Here is a 17,651-nt window from a genome sequence, read left to right as displayed (position 1 = left end):
AATATGGACAACACTCACGAGATTGATGTTCTTCTGGATGCCACAGCTTTCGATGCCAATGGCGATAAGCTAGGCGCCGTTAATGACGTTTTTCTTAATGACCGCGATGGTCAGCCGGATTTTGTTGATGTCAGCCACGGCCTGTTCGGCCGCAATAATTCGATCGTTCCGCTGCGCGGGCATACCATCCGCGACGGTGAACTCCACCTCGCCTTCGAGAAAGATCGGATTAAAGACGCACCTGAGCTTGGCGAGGACGGCCACCTCTCAGCTACTGACCGCGACAGCTTCTACCGCCACTACCAGGTGAACACCCTCGAGGACGTGACCCGCTATAAAGACGCCCGCCCAGCGCAGTCCCGCACTGGCGAGAAGCGTGGCGTAGGTGGCACGATTTTAGACGACAGCCACGCTGATGCGGATCGCGAGCGCGTCGAAGCTGGTGCCGCTGAGGATCACGAGCAAGACAGCGACCACGTACACCCCACCGAAAGGCTGCTATGAGCACTCCCTCCTCCATCGAGCAACTGACCAACGCCACCGTCTACGACGCTAACGGTGACAAGCTTGGTGCCATCAGCGACGTATTCGTCAACGACGCATCCGGCCGCCCCGATTTCATCGAAGTCAACCATGGTTTATTTGGCATGAACAGCTCGATTGTTCCGTTGGCTGGCCACTTCCTCGACGGCACCGATCTCACCGTCCCGTTCACCAAGGACCGCATCCAAGACGCACCACATATCGACGACCCGTCCGCGCTGACCGACGACGACAAAGTTGCGTTCTTCCGCCACTACGGTTTAACAAACCTCGGTGAAACCACAGACCGCCCAGCACGTGAGACGGAGGATCGTGGTCACGCAACTGAGCGCTCAACCCTGATCCGTTCAGAAGAACGCCTCCATGTTGACACGCAGCGCTACCCCACCGAGCGCGTGGTGCTGCGTAAGTACATCGTTGAGGAGACCCAAAACATCGAAGTGACGGTGCGGCGCGAGGAAGTCCGCGTTGAGCGCGAACCAATCACCGACAGCTCCGGTTACATCAGCGCTGTGGACCGCGCCGAGCTTGACGACGACGCCCGCCGCCAACTCGATGACGGTGCCGCCTCACTGGTGCTGTTCGAAGAGCGTGTGCGGGTGGAAAAGGACCTTGTTCCGGTTGAGCGCGTTACTTTACGCAAAGAGGTCGTGCGTGACACCACCACCGTCACTGAAGATGTGGCGAAGGAGCGCATCGACACTGATGGTGAAGAGCACGTCACGCGCTAACCTACCGCTGAGCACCTACAGCACTAGAGTCGAGCCACGCCAGCATCCGGTACAGCAGCTGTGTCGCACCCGGCATAAAGCCTGCACCGTGGTGGTATGAGGCATCCATCGTGGTAACAACCAATTCCGCGGCAAAGGTAGCGGCATCGTGATACAGCAAAACATTAGGATGACCGTCAACAGCGAGATAGCCGGTACCCCATGGGTCTATACCAAGCTCACTGGCCGGATCAGTATCCACCGGCACCAACACCACTAGCGCAGTAGCACCCTCTGGGGGTGCAAGTACGCCGTGGTAGTGCCAGTGCACGGAACGCTGCGAGAGGTAATCACGCCACAGCGGATGATCCTGGTTCACACTGCGCCGACCTACGTCCTCACCAGTGCGCCATGACCAAAAGTTTGTGCCACGTGGGATCTCCGTGGTCCCTGGTAGCCATTCATTGACGTGTGCGATGCCATCAATGAACACTTTGCGCCCCGGCTTCTGGAGATAGTTCACAATCTGCGGATGCTTCTCCGCAATCACCCCGGGGTGGCAGCGCGCTGCTACATACACCGCATCAAACTCACTGAAGTCTCCCTCATATGCCGGCCAATACACTGGCTGAACTTCGCGCGCCTGCACGACAGGGTCGTGCGCGGTGGCCAGATGAAAATAGGAACCGGTGTGTATAAAAGCGATGCGGCCTGTACTTGTGCGCACACCTGAGGCGGTGGGGGCGTCGTCGGCAAGCGCATGCTCATCGGCGAGCACCATATTGGTGCTGCTTGTAGTGCCCCCGGCCAAGTAGGTATTGATCTGCGCGCGTAAATCATGGGTGGACTTATCCTCATACTGAAAAGAGCCCAAGTCATTACCAGCGTGGACAATCACCTCGCCTGCACCGAGGCGATAAGAGACATCAACCGGCATTCTGTGCTCACCAATACCAGTAATCACAGAGGCGTTCTCGGGCAGATCAGCCAAATAGGCGTGGGCATAAAACCCCGCCACGCCGATACGTTGCAGCTCCTCGAAGCAATGATGCCCCGGCACACCGGTGCGCAACAACACATCCTTACGCTCGACGCCCTCCCAGATTGGGTGGGGCTCGACCGCGCTGAGCCACACATCCTTGACACCTTTGAACTGCAAGGCACGGATTTGCGGGAGCTTATCGACGAACACCTGGCGCGGATGCCCATTAACCAGCAGGCGCCCACCATTGTTGACCCAGGAGGTGAGCTTTTCTGCGTTGCGCTTTAGTTCAATTTGGTCGCAGCCCCCGCTGATAATCAGCCCTGCAACATTGCTCAAATCAGTTGCTGCGAGATCATACACATTGATCGGGGCACTGGTGTTGCTGCCGCCTTTGGTGTTGTCGGCGTTGACTGGCCGGTTGACAACTTCTCTTACTACCATCGGATTACTGCGCTACCAGATCGTAGTTCGCGCTGCCATTGTTGATATCGGTGCGCAAAATCAACTCAATATCTTCCTCGCTCAAGTCATAGTTGAAAATCCAGGAGATATTTTCACGCATCATCTTTGGCAAATCCACCTCATACTCACCTGGATAGGCCAACGCGGCCACATAGTTCCAGTACAGCGGGGACTCGGCCGAGGGAACCTGCCAACGGTACACACCAAGCGGGGCGCGGTAGACGCGGCGTTCTTTCACCGCGGTGACCTCGGACAAACGCGGATCATTATAAAGATCATCCGGGACAGCCTCATCGAAAGCAGACAGGAAGATAATTTCCGGATCCCAGTCCAAGATCTGCTCCGCAGACACAACACCATCTTGAGAAACAGCTGAGCTGGCCATGTTTTCTACCCCGGCAAGGCCAAACACGTGCTGCGCATAGTGCTTCTCGGTATCAACTTTGATGGCCTCGTCGGAATAGCTCATCTGCAAGCCGCGCACCTTGGGCTTACCTAAACTTTCAACCTGTTCAGAAACCGCCTCCTGCTCCTCATGCATCCAGGAAATCAGGCGCTCACTGCGGTCCTCCTTGCCCAGAACTTCACCGAACAGCGTAATCCACGTCTCCAGATCTTCCTGGGTGCCGTACTCCAAACCCAGGGTGGGGATACCAGCGTTATCCAACGGCGCAATGATGTCTTCAGAGCGGTCACCCCACTGAATGAACACATCTGGATCCTGCGACAGAATCGTTTCCATATTCGGTGTGAACTGCCGGTCTGACACCACCGGGGTGGAAACTGAAGCGGGGAAGATCTGCGAGATGATTCCCTCCTGATTCGCCTTTAAAAGCGATTCATTGATCCCCACAATGCGGTCCCAGGAACCATCGACGGCGGCAATGATCGTCGGAGCTGGAATAACGGCCGAGGCGATACGCTCCACCGGGGTTTCAATAGTGATCTCTTCACCTCGCTGATCGGTGACAGTGATCGTCCCCTTAGCCTGGGTGGTCTCAGTAGTGGTTGAACTCTCGTTGGAACAACCGGTAAGCAGCAAAGCAGAACCAACAACGCTTGCAATCAGCTTGTTGAGTTTCATTATTCTCCTTTAGTGATCAAAAGCTGTGAAGCTTTAGGAATCGTTCAGCCACGCAAGCATGCGCAGCATTAACTGTGTGGCCCCAGGCATAAAACCGAGCCCATGATGGAAAGAGGCATCTAACGTAGTCACAATGACTTCGGCCGCGTAAGTGGAATTGTCGTAGAACGCCAGCACATTGTCGTGGCCAGGAATCGCCAGATAGGACGTACCCCAAGGATCCACACCGGGGCCGGTCGGCTCATCCAGCTCCACCAACTTCAACAGCGGAACCGCACCGGCAGGAGGGGTGAGAACACCGTGATAATGCCAGTGCATCGCCTTGTTTGAAAGATAGTTGCGCCACATCGGATGGTCCTCATTGCAGTTGCGGATACCCACATCCTCACCAAGGCGCCAGCCCCAGAAATTACAACCGCGCGGCTCATCGTGGACGCCGGGCAACCAAGCATTAATCTCGGCCACACCATCAACAAACACTTTCGTGTCCGGTCTATCCAAGGCGGCAGCAAGCAGCGCGCCTCGCTCCGCCATCACCGTCGGATGGTTACGCGAAGCAATATAGATACTGTCAAACTCGCTGAAGTCACCACCATTGTCAGCATATTCAGGAAGATAGACATCTGTGACGTCATAGGCCTGCAAAGCAGGATCAGCCAGCGTAGTCAGATGATAGTTAGATCCCGTGTGAACGAAAGCAATAGTGCGTTTAGCCATGGTTTCCTCCTGGTTCTACTCCTGCGAGGTAGTCAAAGATCCGTCGTGGCCATCCCGCAATGGTGGTGCCAGGTTCGTTGAAAATCACCAGGTCCAGGCCATTGTGCACAATGACTTCACCGCTGCCTAAGGAATACGAAACATCCACCGGCAACTGGTACGGGCCAATGCCAGTAATCGTGGTGGCCTGATCCGGCAGATCAACTAAGTAGGCACGTGAATAAAAACCGGCGACACCAATCTTGCGCAACTGCTCAAAACTGTGTTGACCAGGCACACCGGTGCGGTAGAAGGCGTCTTTACTATCTACACCCTCCCACATCGGATGGGGGTTAACCGTGCTGAGCTCGATATCAGCCACATTCCTGAAAGACATCTTGCGATACTTCGGAATGCTCTCTACAACATCAAGCACAGGATGTCCGCAGAAAAGCATCCTCCCACCTGCGCGCACAAACTCACTTAACTGATCGTGTTGCGTGGCGAGGGCGCGTTGATCAACAAACTGTGACACGTACACACCCGAAAAACCGGCCAGATCAGTCTGTGGCAGATCATAAACATCCACAGCTGTCACATCGTCGAAAAGCGGCCGCGCCGGAGCATTACCAATCAGTGCTACAGCCTTGCTCATGAATGCCCTCCTCTGACATCAATAGCAACAGAGAAATCAGGCAGCACCACAGCTTGTGTGCCCTTGCTGAATTCCACTTCTTTTACCTGAACCGGGGTTTTGTAAAGCTCGGATAGGGTGTCGTCGAGAAGCACGCTCGCTGTTTCACCCAAGAGAATTTCTGCATCCATCACCATCGTGTTACGCGAGGTAACAAAGGCATGGGTGGGGTCATGCGTGGTGTACAAACACGACATCCCTTCTGCGCACAAATCCTGGATGATCGACAACACGCGACGCTGATTATTCAAATCCAACGCTGACGTTGGCTCATCCAAAATCAGCGTGGTCGGCTCAGCCACCAACGCCCTCGCGATCAACACCAGCTGACGCTGACCACCCGAAAGATTTGCATACGTGCGGGCACCGAAATTCTCAATGCCAACACGCTCAAGGGCATCCCAGGCGGCATTAACATCTGCTTTCGACGGCGTGGACCACGGGCGGAGATTCCGCGCCCGGCCCATCAACACCATCTCATGGACCGTGAACTGGTGGGCCGCGGCATGAGACTGGGGCACAAACCCAATCGGGCCATCAGAAGAAACCTCACCCTCCCGGGGCGTACGCACCCCGGAAATACACGTCAACATTGTGGTCTTACCCCGGGCATTGGGGCCTAAGACCGCCAGACATTCCCCCTCTTCCAAGGTGAAATTCACATCCCGGAAAAGATAGTCATCATCAGTGTAGGCGTGCCCGAGACCTTTAACCTTAAGCAAAGGACTGCCCCTTTCTGGAACGCTGAATCAGCAGGAAGATAAACACTGGCGCACCAATTGATGCGGTGAGAATGCCAATCGGGATCTCCACAGTGGTGGCGGTGCGCGCAATCGTGTCAATCAACAACAGGTAGAGCCCACCGACAAGGAACGATCCAGGAAGCACAACCCGGTTATCATGACCAACCAGGATGCGAACGAGGTGGGGAATCACCAACCCAACCCACCCAACTTCGCCAGCAGCTGAAACAGACGCGGCGGTGAGCAGGGCAACAGTTAAGATCAATATCCAGCGCATTGTCGACGGATTCAGCCCCAAAGCGCGGGCATCTTCGTCGCCAAGGCTCAAAACGTTAATCCGCCAGCGCAGCGCGTGAACGACGATCACACCCACCACGATCGGGATGACTGCAACAGCCAACTTTGACCATGTAGCGGAAGCGAAAGAACCCATCAGCCAAAAATTAATCGATGGCAGCTTCTCGTACGGGTCAGCTACATAAGTGATCAGCGAGACCATGGCCGAGAAAAACGCCGCCACAACCACACCGGCTAGCACAATGGTCAGCGTGGGTGAGTTGGTTCGGATCCGGCCAATCAGCATCACGATCAGCACAGCAGTCAGCCCGAAAAGGAAAGAGCTTCCCATCAACAGCAGGCTGGAGGAACCCAGCAAAATTGCCAGAACACCACCGAAAGAAGCGCCCGAAGACACACCGACAATATCGGGAGACACCAACGGGTTACGGAACAGTGCCTGCAGCACCGCACCAGAAGTTGCAAGAGCACCGCCCAACAGAATACTTAACAGAATCCGGGGCGCGCGGATTTGCGTGATCGCCACGATCTCCGCCTGATCTGCCTCGATATGGGCAGTGGCGAGGCCCAGCTTCGCGCCGAGTTCTTTGTAAATAATGGTGAGCACTTCAACGGGTGAAATGCCAAGTTGGCCGATACCCATCGCAATAATCGCAAACACCACAAGCAAGATAGCGGTGATTGCCAGAACGAGACCGCCGCGACGGTTTGACGCCGAAATATCTCTGCGCGCGGCCTCAGTGCCAGAATGCGACGCGCCGTCGCCTACAGATTTTTCGGTTGCTGTGTCTGGGACTAGCGTAGAGCCTTCCTCCACACTGCTAGGGGAGTTTTTACTGTGTGACGTAGTCATAATTCGCACTCACATTGTTAATATCCGTGCGCAGGATGAGGTCATAGTCCTCATCTTCGAGCTCATAGTTGTACATCCACTGAATCTTTTCCTTCATCAATTCAGGAAGATCAACTTTGTACTCCCCCGGATAGGTTAACGCCGCTACCCAGTGCCAGTACAGGGGTGCCTCCTCACACGGAACCTGCCAGCGGAACATGCCCACCGGGGTGCGGTACACACGCTTGTCTTTGACCGCAGTGATATCGGCAAAACGGGGATCATTGTAGATGTCATCCGGAGTGGTGTCACTGAAAGATGAGAGGAAAATGATTTCTGGGTCCCAGGCCAACAACTGTTCCGGGCTGACCACACCATCCGAGGTTGGTGCTTGCGCCCCCATGTTTTCAATGCCTACTGCCTCAAAAACGTCATGCGCATAGTCTTTCTGGGTACGAACAGTCATCGACTCACTGCCGTAATTCAGTTCGATGCCGCGCACCTTGTCGGCGTTCAGAGCTGCCACACCGCTGGTGACTGCCTCTTTCTCTTCCTCCATGTAGTCAAGGAATTCTTGGGCGCGTTCTTCCTTGCCAATCACTTGGCCAAAAATCTCTACCCAGGTCTCCAGATCTTCTTGAGTGCCGTACTCCAAACCGACGGTGGCAATCCCAGCGGCTTCCACCGGCTGGATGATGTCATCGGAGCGGTCACCCCATTGGATGAACACGTCCGGTTCTAGGCCAAGCAACGTCTCCATATTTGGGGTGAAGCTTTGATCGGACACGATCGGAGTTTCAAGTGACTCCGGGAAAATCTTTGCTGCAATGCCCTGCTTATTGGAATTCATCAGGACTTGGTTGATCCCTGCAATCCGATCCCAGGAACCGTCCAGGGCTGCGATCAATGTCGGTGCTGGAATGACCGCTGACGCGATCCGTTCCACGTCTGTGGGAATGGCTACGTCTTCGCCGCGCTGATCAGTGACGATCTTGGTGGCTGCATCAGTGTTTGTGGCCTCATCATTCGATGCCGATTCCGTGCCACAACTTGTGGCGAGTAGGGCTACTGCCGTTAGTGCGGCTACGGTGAGCTGTTTTGGTGCCCTCAACAGAAATCTCCTTCTAGTTTGCGACAAATATTTAGGGTAGCCTTACCTTAGTTTTTCTGCAGCCTGGGGGCAACTTTCGGTTGATACGAGCGTGTTGGGTTGACCCCGTTTGGGGTCCGATTGGAAATCAATTGCCGCGCTTTACGACGAGCAGATGGGCGCGAAGCTTTTCGGCTAGTCAGTGTCGTTTCGTGCACGTTTAGTGCAGGAGTGTTATGTCCGGGAGAAGGAATAAGGGCCAGCACCTCAGGTCTGCCCCTCGTCGAGCCGCTTAGCATGACCCGGGTTGCCACAATTTCGGATACGCCATGTGGCCCACGATTTCCTGCTGTGCTTTATTTTTGAGGAAGGAATGGGGGCTAAAAGGCGGTTTCATGCGGAACGGCCCGCAGGGTGCTTCGGTGGATAGCTGCACGCTTGGACAATGTGGACCGGAGCAAGGGAATTGGTTAGGCAGCCGGACAAATTCGAGTGAAAGTGAGCCGACATGCAAGACGGTTAGCCTGAGCGGATATGCTACGCGCAGCACTCCTCCACTAAGCGATCAGTCCAGGATTTAAACCGGGGGCACAGCTCAACAACATCGTTGAAATCAACTTCACCCAGGATTCGCTGCGAGTCCACGATCTTGCGATACGGCTTCACCCCGTGGCCTGTAACAGCAGCAAGTCGTTTGGATGGGGCTGTTTCGGGATTGGAATTAATCTCTTCAGGTTCGTACCGTTGGGCGAGGTTTTCGGCTTCTTGTATAAAGCAGTCGAAACCTTGCCCCTTTGGATGCTTCCTGAGAGCAGCCCAAATGAGTGTTTCAAACTCGTATTGGATCACGTTCGGCAGTAAGCGGTGATCGGAAAACTCTGCGCGAATTAATTGTTCCACCTCCGTGGCGGAGTGTTTCCCTGTAAGGCCTGGGATGTTCTTAGGGCATCCGTAGTAGTCCATCATCATGGTGACAACTGTCCAGTGAGATCCGCCAAGGATTTTCTGGATTCGATCTTTCCACTTTGGCCAGTCGCCACCACCTTTGGCTATAGCACCCGAAGCCAGAACGCCGGTGTGCACGATGGTTGGGCAGACATCGAGGATTATGTTGCGTCCATAGCAGCGTTGGGCCAGGTAGGGGCCCAGGATCTGTTCAGTGAAAGCCTGTTCAGTCTGCCCCTCGCAGATGATAGCAATTTGGCGATGACTCATTGGGGCGCTCCCGATTCGAAGCGCGGGTAGCCGCCGTAGAGGACATTGGTTTCCCACAATTGGCCTAGCGTGTAATCTTCCAACCAATCTTCGTATTCGGAGGCATCAGGCCGATGTAATTCAGTTGCTCCGGCCTGGCGCGAGGCGATAACAACCTCATCAATGGAGAACTGGTTGAGCATGGTGACGGATTGCGTGGCTACTACGATGCTGCGACCACGGGCGGCGGATCGAAGCAGCTCAACAAAATGCGAAATGGCCAACGGATGGAGGCCGAGCTCAGGCTCATCCAGGACGATAGTTTGAGGAAGCTCCGGCTGGTTCAGGAGCACACTGAGGCAGAGGTAGCGCAGGGTACCGGAGCTGAGGGCATTTCCTGGAAGTACCTGCCGTGCTCCCTTTTGCTTCCAGCGGAGCTGGATGCTGTCGCCTATGGGGCGCAGGACAAAATCGTCAAAGAATGGAGCCACTCCGCGCACCGCCCACACTATGGAATCGTACGCGTCCCGTTCAGTTTCCCGAAGGTGCAGCAAAATAGCGGCGATGTTGGAGGCATCGTCGGCAAGTTCCACATTGTCGGAAACAAGGGTGCTGGTTAGGGGAGGTGCATTCAAACTAGTGTCATCGAAGTGAAATGCCTGCAAGCCCTCAATCAGTGGGCGGACGTACATTCGGACGCGATTTTCGGGTGTACCGTCGTCAAAGGGGAGGTCCGGTGACGTAAGGCGAGATTCTTTTCGTCCGCGCCCCCAGTCTGGGCTAAAGGGCTCACTATGGGATGCCTTGTCCCAGTAGTAGAATTTTTCTTTGAGTAGTGATTCATCGTTCGCGGCTTCGTCGAGGCGTACCGCGTAGCCATTTTGGACCAGTCCACGAATAACCTCGCGGGGTTTCTCCCATAGTTCAATCTCGATGTGATCAGCATTGTCTATTTCTCTTGGTGCAACGTGAAGTTGTTGGGAAAATCCACCCCATCGCAGGAGAGTTTCCTGGATATTGCCGGCTGGAAGCTGGCCGATCAGCTCGAGTGCGCGAAGGACGTTTGACTTGCCGGATCCGTTCGCCCCTGCTAGCACCGTGACTTCGCTGGAGAGTTCGAGGGTGGTGTCTCGGAGGGACCGAAATCCTTTCACATGGACCTGGGAGAGTGATCCTCTGCGCTGTTCTTCCGACATATGTGCGATCCTACCAACTTCCCCCACAGCCCCGCGCCGGAAAGAGAGTTCAGGCACAGCAAATCGCGGAATGGGTACCTGAAGCAGAAAAAGCTACGACGTTGACACATTTCTTCAATGGGGCGTGGTCGACCGGAACGCAGTGTTGCACCCAGCCAAGTCGTCGCTGTTCGTTTCGCCCCCGGAAGAGATTGGTGAGCTTGTCGCTCGCGTTAGGCAGCGGAATATCAGCCGTTCTGAATTAATCCGTGAGGCTGTTTTGTGAGAATATCGCTTCATACTTCGGCTAGAAAACATGTCTTACAACACAACCAATCTTAAGATGAAGTTCCCTAGTGCGAGTTGCGTCTCGGATATGATTCAGCTGACCGTCTACGTGAGATGAGAGAACGGTGGTAGGCGCCGTTCGTCCTGCTTCTTGATTCTATGTAGAAATCTATCTAGCTTGATGTCATGAAAACATATACGATCACAGAGGCCTCACGGATCGGTGTGTCCGGTTTGGTCTCCTCGGCGGAGGCAAGTGATCAGGTCGCTTTATCCCGTCACGGGCGCATTGTCGCGCAGATTGTTTCGGTTGAGGAAATGGCGCAGCTACGCAAGGAGCGGGAACTTCTTCGGGACGCTGCGCTGGTGATGGTGCGTTTAGCCTCCGATTCCGGTGGCCGAACCGAGTTGGATCAGGCCATGGAAGCCTTCGGTCTAAGTCGGGCGGAGCTAGAGGCGGAACTCGGGTCCGAAAACTCCACCTTTTAATTAAACATGGACCACCTTCCCCAACTGCGTGCCCGAGTGCGTCTAACCGATGATGCTGTCGCAGATCTGCGCCAACTGTAGAGGAGGCACCCCCAGATCGTCAGGGATGTATTTAAGAAGATGCTCTTGCTGGATCGTTCCCCTTCTGTAGGAGAGCCGTTGCTAGGCGTACTTGTAGATTTCTGAAAATTAGTCGTAGGAAACCGGGATTACCGGATCGTGTGGAGGGAGACCACCGACGAATCCCATCAACCCGTTTTGGAGATCGCGGAGATTTGGGCGGTTGGTGCCCGGGCAGACAGTGAGATTTATGACGAGATCGTCCACCGGGTAAGACAATTAAAAGAATCCCGCCACCCGCACGCTCGGGCCTTAGCGGACGTTATCAAGGAGCTGGGACGATTTTATGGCGGGGTGGGTGCTCACCCAGAACCTTCCCTAACACATGCTTTGCCACCGTGGTTAGTGGAGGCCCTCGAGAATCAACTTCACTTGTCCTCGGAAAAGATCCAGACCCTGAACGAGGACGAAGCTAAACAGCTGCTTATCGAGCACTGGACGAAGCCCCCGCAGTAAGGAGTGAAGTGTTTTCTGTCACCTACGGGCGAAGACAACCGTGGCTGGGCAGGTTTAATATCAGGCAGAGTTTTTTGGGGTGCTCCTGATTCGAAGCGCGGGTAGCCGCCGTCGAGGACATTGGTTTCCCACAATTGGCCTAGCGTGTAATCTTCCAACCAATCTTCGTATTCGGAGGCATCAGCATCAGGCCGATGTAATTCAGTTGCTCCGGCCTGGCGTGAGGCGATAACAACCTCATCAATGGAGAACTGGTTGAGCATGGTGACGGATTGCGTGGCCACCACGATGCGGCGGTCACGTGCGGCGGATCGAAGCAGCTAAACAAAGTGCGAAATGGCCAGTGGATGGAGGCCGAACTCGGGCTCATCCAGGAAGCAGGTATCGTTTCCATCTGAACGTCTCGTTGCGGGAGCAGTACTTTAAAGTCAGATTCGTTGTTCCTACGGTGCCGAAGATGATCGGGTGATAGTCGTTTCCAGGTCCGACGGTTTGTACTAGTTCGGTTCCGGTAACCACTTTGGGTTCCGCTAATCCGTATACGTGCATCGGACCGAAGCCCTCGCTCAAAAGTTCGAGAAGAAAACCTTCCCCTGGGGTAAAGGTGAGTTTCCCTGGCGAGTCTCTTTCGGCCCCTGGAACATACCAGTAGCCAGCCCATTCATGAGGTTCTGTCGTGAGGGTCATCTGCATTGCTTACTCAGCTGCCTCAGTGTGATGTGTTGGACGGAGAGAATCCACAATTCGCACGGTCTCCACCGCCACTCGCGTGACCTTCCCAATCAGATCCACAATGTAGCGCGGGTTACCCACCTCATCCGCCCAATCGTTTGGGTCGTTCACGATCCCCGATGCCTTATCTTTCTTCACCTGGTACCGGTCAATAATCCACGCCAGCGCCGAGCGCGACCCCAGCATGTACTCATCAGCTTCCGCCGGAATCCCGGAGATCGTCACGTGTTTGTTGTAGATCATCCGCGTCACATCATTGACGTTCTTGCCGGTCTCGGGGTCTTTCTTCTTGGCCCATTTCAGTTTCAGGACCCGCCAGGTTTCCCGATCCTCCGGATCTCCCTTGACGTGAACATCCAGCGGGTATGGCTCTACGTCCTCGTATCCAACGTGGAGGCCCATCAGTTCGCGGCCCGCAGCAGCAAACTTATCGAACTCCTCGCGAGTCCCCGGCGTCTCAATATGCGGCAGCATCTTTTTCAAATCCGCCGCATACGTCTCCCGATACACCGGATCATGCAGTTTGCCGTACACAAAATAGAAAATGTCATCCTTTGTGACAGTAAAACCGAGCGCGTCACGGTAGATCGCTAAGATCTCGTCGGTGATGTTATCTACTCGCCGGTAGCCGTCCAGGACTTCGCCTTCAACGCCCTTTTCGCTTGTCGACGAAGCCCCTGCACCAAAATCAAGCTGCCCCTCAGGGGTTTCAACCGGCTCCCACGTCCACCGCGAGAAAAACTGCGATGTAGCGATTAGGTGCAAATCTGGCAAGCGATCGGTTCCTAGCGGCATGAAGCTTGCAACCTCGCCTGGGCTGACAACTGCAATACCTAGGTTGTCGTGTTCTGGGGTGGGAAACATTGAGGGGAGCTGGCCGCGGCGGTCGTTTAAGAAATCAATGAAATTTGCATGTTGCTTTACAAATGGCCGGAATTCGGCCACACGCAAATCCAAAGACGACGTTGGTGCCTTGATGGCGCGTGACAAAGACGACTCAAGAGAAGAAGACCACTTAATTCTATCTTTGGACAGAAAATCAGGATTAACCGCGAAAAATTCTGAAACTGATAGACCTGAGCTGGAAAATCTTTTGAGTGCTAAAAGATAAGTCTCCAGTAATTTCTCAGAGTTTTCAGTAACTGAACGCTTCCGGAAATTGTAATTCCATGTATCCCTGTTAGTTTTTAGTCCCCCAGAATAAGTTTTGAAGAAGTTAGTTGATTCTTGGTTTTTGCTGCCGAGTACTGGCCACGTTGCAAAATCATCGGAGCGCTGGCTAAGCCAGTCACCGTACGTATTCGGCGTAATGGACTCCCAAGGAAGTGTCTCAAGCGTCGCATGGTTGACGATCTCCAGCTTCTCCACTGTGCTGAGATAATCACCGATATCGCGGTAGAAAATAGTGCAGCTCGCATCCGAGTCAGACTCTTTCTTTACACCAACGAAGATCGCAATGGTCGCGCGTGAACCAGAACCGAAGACTTTACCGCCCTCCTTGCGAGACTGTTCTCCAGCAGTACGTTGATTCCCCCGCAGGTTAAATACGTAAACTGCGGAAAACTCCTCGGCCAAGCTCAGCCGAATACCATCGCCGGTGTTCGCATCGAGCCATCCACCATTGGACACAAAGGCGACGACACCGTGGTCGCCGATGCGGTCCGTGGCCCAGCGGAAAGCACGCAGATAGGAGTCATACAACGAGTTCTTGAGCGTTGCAGTGGATTTCGCAGCGTAGGTTTCTTCGATCCGCTTATCCAGCGATGGATACTTCAAGTTCGCGTTATTGTCATTGGCGCTTGATTGGCCAACGCTATACGGTGGGTTACCAAGAATCACGTGAATCGGGGCATTTTTCTGCCGTTCAATACGCTCGTTATTGTCTCTGAAAACCTGCAGATCCAGGGAATCATCACCCTCATGAACCTGGAAGGTATCAGCCAGGGCAATACCTTCGAACGGAACATAATCTGGTTCCGGCAAGTCCTCGCGCCGTGCGGCCTCCTCCACCAGCGCGTTATACGTTGTTTCAATATTCACCGCAGCCACGTAGTAGGCCAGCAGCATGATCTCGGTCGCGTGCAGCTCCAAGGCATACTTACGTGCCAAATCCTTCGGCTCGATCAAACCAGACTGCAGTAACCGGACAATGAAGGTGCCGGTACCCGTAAACGGGTCGAGGATGTGCACGCTTTCGTCGCTCAGCGAACGCCCAAAATGCTTCTCCAAAGCACCATTAGCAGCGCGGATGATAAAATCCACAATCTCAACCGGGGTGTACACAATTCCCAGAGCGTCGGCCTGCTTTTTGAAGGCCTTTTGGAAGAAACGCTCATAAAGTTCGCGGATCACCTGTTGCTTACCACTGGCACTGGTAACCTCCGAGGCGCGAATACGAACAGAGTCATAAAACTTATTCAGGGAATCAGTCTCAGAATCAAGATCACTATCATGCAGAGCATCAACCATGCGCTGCATCACCCGCGAAACCGGGTTCTGGGCAGCAAAGTCATGCTCCGCAAACAGCGCATTAAACACAGGCGCGGTAATCAAATGCTGGGAGAGCATACTGATTGCCTCATCGTCCGTGATTGAATCATTAAGATTGCCGCGCAGCCCCTCGACGAAGGTGTCGAATTCTTCACGCAGGCGATCGTCGGCACGCGCAAGCAAAGCCTTAATCCGGGTGATCTGTGCCTGGGAAATATCAGCCACATCATCGGCCCAATCCTCCCAGTAGGTGCGTGTACCCACCTTGTCGACGAGCTTGGTGTAGATCGCTTCCTGCCACTGCTCAAGGGAAAACACGGCAAGCTGGGTGACGGCAGAAGCATCGTCATACGCAGCTGAGTCCGTGTTGTGATCGCCTTCCCGATCGGCAGCGGCAAGCTTCTTCTGTGCCTGAAGCTCCGGGTCCGCGACATGCTGCACCTCAATAGGCAAGACCTCATCCGGGGTGGTCTCATTGAGCGCGATGGAGTTAATTTTGGCGTTGAAGCGATCATCATGGGCGCGCAACGCGTTGAGGATCTGCCACACCACTTTGAAACGCTGGTTATCGTTGAGAACTTCCGACGGAGACTTATTCGGCGGCACAGCAATAGGAAGAATAATGTAGCCATAATCCTTGCCCTCTGACTTGCGCATCACACGCCCTACCGACTGGACAACATCGACCATCGAGTTGCGGGGATTGAAGAACACGACGGCATCCAGGGCCGGGACGTCGACACCTTCGGACAAGCAACGCGCGTTAGTAAGAATGCGTGATTGGTTTTCCGGGATAGCTGATTCCAGCCAGGTCAGCTTCGTGTTACGTTCCAGGGCATTCATGGAGCCGTCGACAAGCTGGGCCTGGACCTCTAGGTCCATATTGAGTGTTTGCACGTCCTGGAGGACGGACTTCTCATGCAGGGTTTCACGGTGCGAATTGATCAGCAGTGGGAAAGACTGGGTAATCGCCTTGGAAGTTTTAATGTCCTTAGCGAAAGCCACTGTGCGCTGCATCGGGTGGGCATCTTCTTCAAAACCAGCGCGTGTGCCCTGAGCTTTACCGGTGCGTTTAGCCAGCGCATTCCACACGCCGATCATCGCAGAACCAGTAGTGAGGTTAATATCAGAGCCACCAGCGGTGTTGAACTTTCCCATGGCATCGGCAGCGACGGTCTCATCGACTGTCATCACAAGCACTTTGTAGTCAGTAAGCAGGCCCTTATCCACGGCTTCACCAAAACCGAGGCGGTGAAACTCCGGGCCATAAATACCCTCATCATCCATTGAGTAAAGCTCAGCGGAATGCTCGGTGGCTTTATCCTTGACGGTGTCGTCGAAAAGCCTCGGGGTAGCAGTCATATACAAACGCTTGGTGGCCTTGATATAGGAGTTGTCGTGGATGCGGGAGAAATTCGACGGGTCCTCGCCGGCCAGTGTTGCACCAGTAGTGCGATGGGCTTCATCGCAAATAACAAGGTCAAAGTCTGCAAGGCCGTGCTGCTGGGCGTCATGGATGGCAGGAAGAGACTGGTAAGTGGAGAACACAACCGTAAGCCCTGCAGCGCGCTTGCGTTTAGACAGGCGCTCGGCTATATCTCTGCCGTCGGTAGAAACTGGGACCTCAAGATCATACGAAGCGATGTCCTCGGCTTTCTTACCCACCTTCGTGTCGGAACACACCGCGTAGCTGCGCAGATCAAGCCGGGCCTGGGCCGTCCACTCTTTGAGCGTCTGGGACAGCAAGCTAATCGACGGCACCAGGAAAAGCACCCGTGCCTTTCCATGAGTCTGCTCCGCGACGCGCTCCGCCAGGCGCAGCGCAGTAAAGGTTTTTCCAGTACCGCAAGCCATAATGAGTTTTCCGCGATCATGGGTTTTAAAACCTTGGAGAGTTTTCTCAATAGCGGTTTCCTGGTGAGGGCGGGGCTCATAGGTCTCACGCAGCGTGAGGTTGACTGAGATCTCGGAGCCCGGATAGGCAATGTCCCAGTTAATGGGGGACTCCGAAATGGCTGCAGTACCAATGCGGTTAGTGGCAATGATTTGGTTTTCCAGCATGGATTCCGCGTTAGCAGACCAATTATCTGTCGTGGAAATGATCAAGCGATTGGCAAACTGCTCTGTGCCGTTCTCTGTTTGGAAGGAACGGCCCGATGCCTCGAAGAAGGAATCCAGCTGCCCCTTTTGCATGTAGGTGGTGGGCTGATAGAACTTGCACTGGATCGCTGTCCAGGCACCATCGTCGGCACGCTTTGCGACGAGATCAATACCGGTATCCGCCTTGCCGCCGTTGTAGGGCCAATCCACCCAGCGGTACACCTCTGAATATTCACTAGACAGCGTGGGATCCGTTGTGAAGTAATTGACCATCAACTTTTCGAAGGCCAACCCCTGCTCCGATTTAGAAAGGAGGGTGCGCAGCTGGTCGATCGCGTCAGTGAATGTAGCCATAGGGGACATTATGCCTTGTTGGCAGTGGTAGTATTCCCACAACATCCGCGTAACACTTTATCTCGCTCATTCCGGGGATTAGAATTCCGGAGGATGAACCCCTGCCATCTGTAGACG

Annotated in this window: 16 protein-coding genes; 4 read left to right on the top strand and 12 right to left on the bottom strand. The window is 54.4% G+C overall.

Annotation, left to right across the window (positions count from 1 at the left end):
* Window positions 1-3: 3 nt before the first annotated feature.
* Window positions 4-504 (top strand): PRC-barrel domain-containing protein, encoded by a 501-nt coding sequence (locus CKV99_RS00520; protein WP_092259840.1) that lies wholly within the window; start codon window positions 4-6, stop codon window positions 502-504.
* Window positions 501-1,274, top strand: a complete 774-nt coding sequence (locus CKV99_RS00515) for a PRC and DUF2382 domain-containing protein (protein ID WP_092259838.1) — start codon at window positions 501-503, stop codon at window positions 1,272-1,274. The genes CKV99_RS00520 and CKV99_RS00515 overlap by 4 nt, the downstream gene beginning before the upstream one ends.
* Window position 1,275: 1 nt before the next feature.
* Here CKV99_RS00515 and CKV99_RS14520 read toward each other — a convergent pair whose 3' ends face one another.
* The 9 genes from CKV99_RS14520 to CKV99_RS00470 form a co-directional block, all read right to left on the bottom strand.
* Entirely contained in the window at window positions 1,276-2,679 is a 1,404-nt protein-coding gene (locus CKV99_RS14520) for a hypothetical protein (RefSeq protein WP_177178130.1), read from the bottom strand.
* Between the two features lie 4 nt (window positions 2,680-2,683).
* Window positions 2,684-3,784: an ABC transporter substrate-binding protein gene (locus tag CKV99_RS00505; RefSeq protein ID WP_092259836.1), complete on the bottom strand. Its 1,101-nt coding sequence runs from the start codon at window positions 3,782-3,784 to the stop codon at window positions 2,684-2,686.
* A gap of 33 nt (window positions 3,785-3,817) precedes the next feature.
* On the bottom strand, window positions 3,818-4,501 hold the full coding sequence (locus tag CKV99_RS00500) for a hypothetical protein (protein WP_092259834.1): 684 nt from the start codon (window positions 4,499-4,501) through the stop codon (window positions 3,818-3,820).
* On the bottom strand, window positions 4,494-5,135 hold the full coding sequence (locus CKV99_RS00495) for a hypothetical protein (protein ID WP_092259832.1): 642 nt from the start codon (window positions 5,133-5,135) through the stop codon (window positions 4,494-4,496). The genes CKV99_RS00500 and CKV99_RS00495 overlap by 8 nt, the downstream gene beginning before the upstream one ends.
* Window positions 5,132-5,896 (bottom strand): ABC transporter ATP-binding protein, encoded by a 765-nt coding sequence (locus tag CKV99_RS00490; RefSeq protein WP_092259829.1) that lies wholly within the window; start codon window positions 5,894-5,896, stop codon window positions 5,132-5,134. Before CKV99_RS00490 ends, CKV99_RS00495 begins: the two co-directional genes overlap by 4 nt.
* Window positions 5,889-7,067: a FecCD family ABC transporter permease gene (locus tag CKV99_RS00485; protein WP_092259827.1), complete on the bottom strand. Its 1,179-nt coding sequence runs from the start codon at window positions 7,065-7,067 to the stop codon at window positions 5,889-5,891. Before CKV99_RS00485 ends, CKV99_RS00490 begins: the two co-directional genes overlap by 8 nt.
* The gene (locus CKV99_RS00480) at window positions 7,048-8,157 is read right to left on the bottom strand and encodes an ABC transporter substrate-binding protein (protein ID WP_092259825.1); all 1,110 of its coding nucleotides are present in this window, start codon (window positions 8,155-8,157) and stop codon (window positions 7,048-7,050) included. Before CKV99_RS00480 ends, CKV99_RS00485 begins: the two co-directional genes overlap by 20 nt.
* Window positions 8,158-8,673: 516 nt before the next feature.
* Window positions 8,674-9,351 (bottom strand): DUF4276 family protein, encoded by a 678-nt coding sequence (locus CKV99_RS00475; RefSeq protein WP_092259823.1) that lies wholly within the window; start codon window positions 9,349-9,351, stop codon window positions 8,674-8,676.
* Window positions 9,348-10,526, bottom strand: coding sequence for an AAA family ATPase (locus CKV99_RS00470; RefSeq protein WP_092259821.1), 1,179 nt, complete (start codon window positions 10,524-10,526; stop codon window positions 9,348-9,350). The genes CKV99_RS00475 and CKV99_RS00470 overlap by 4 nt, the downstream gene beginning before the upstream one ends.
* Window positions 10,527-10,650: 124 nt before the next feature.
* Between CKV99_RS00470 and CKV99_RS15030 the strand changes: the two genes are divergently transcribed.
* Together CKV99_RS15030 and CKV99_RS00465 are read left to right on the top strand one after the other, a co-directional pair.
* Entirely contained in the window at window positions 10,651-10,791 is a 141-nt protein-coding gene (locus CKV99_RS15030) for a ribbon-helix-helix protein, CopG family (RefSeq protein ID WP_197697200.1), read from the top strand.
* Between the two features lie 188 nt (window positions 10,792-10,979).
* Window positions 10,980-11,282 (top strand): type II toxin-antitoxin system Phd/YefM family antitoxin, encoded by a 303-nt coding sequence (locus tag CKV99_RS00465; protein WP_092259819.1) that lies wholly within the window; start codon window positions 10,980-10,982, stop codon window positions 11,280-11,282.
* Window positions 11,283-11,770: 488 nt separating this feature from the next.
* Here the strand turns inward: CKV99_RS00465 and CKV99_RS14155 are convergent, their stop codons facing one another.
* The 3 genes from CKV99_RS14155 to CKV99_RS00455 all read right to left on the bottom strand — a co-directional run bounded on the left by CKV99_RS14155 (window position 11,771) and on the right by CKV99_RS00455 (window position 17,534).
* Window positions 11,771-12,145 (bottom strand): hypothetical protein, encoded by a 375-nt coding sequence (locus CKV99_RS14155; RefSeq protein ID WP_157728315.1) that lies wholly within the window; start codon window positions 12,143-12,145, stop codon window positions 11,771-11,773.
* Window positions 12,146-12,224: 79 nt separating this feature from the next.
* The gene (locus CKV99_RS14150; protein ID WP_157728313.1) at window positions 12,225-12,551 is read right to left on the bottom strand and encodes an ApeA N-terminal domain 1-containing protein; all 327 of its coding nucleotides are present in this window, start codon (window positions 12,549-12,551) and stop codon (window positions 12,225-12,227) included.
* 3 nt (window positions 12,552-12,554) lie between these two features.
* The gene (locus tag CKV99_RS00455; RefSeq protein ID WP_092259815.1) at window positions 12,555-17,534 is read right to left on the bottom strand and encodes a DEAD/DEAH box helicase; all 4,980 of its coding nucleotides are present in this window, start codon (window positions 17,532-17,534) and stop codon (window positions 12,555-12,557) included.
* Between the last annotated feature and the right edge of the window lie 117 nt (window positions 17,535-17,651).

Source organism: Corynebacterium cystitidis, assembly GCF_900187295.1.
GTDB lineage: Bacteria > Actinomycetota > Actinomycetes > Mycobacteriales > Mycobacteriaceae > Corynebacterium > Corynebacterium cystitidis.
The sequence above is the reverse complement of the archived record's forward strand: the minus strand, read 5'-3'. Positions and strand labels throughout refer to the sequence as shown.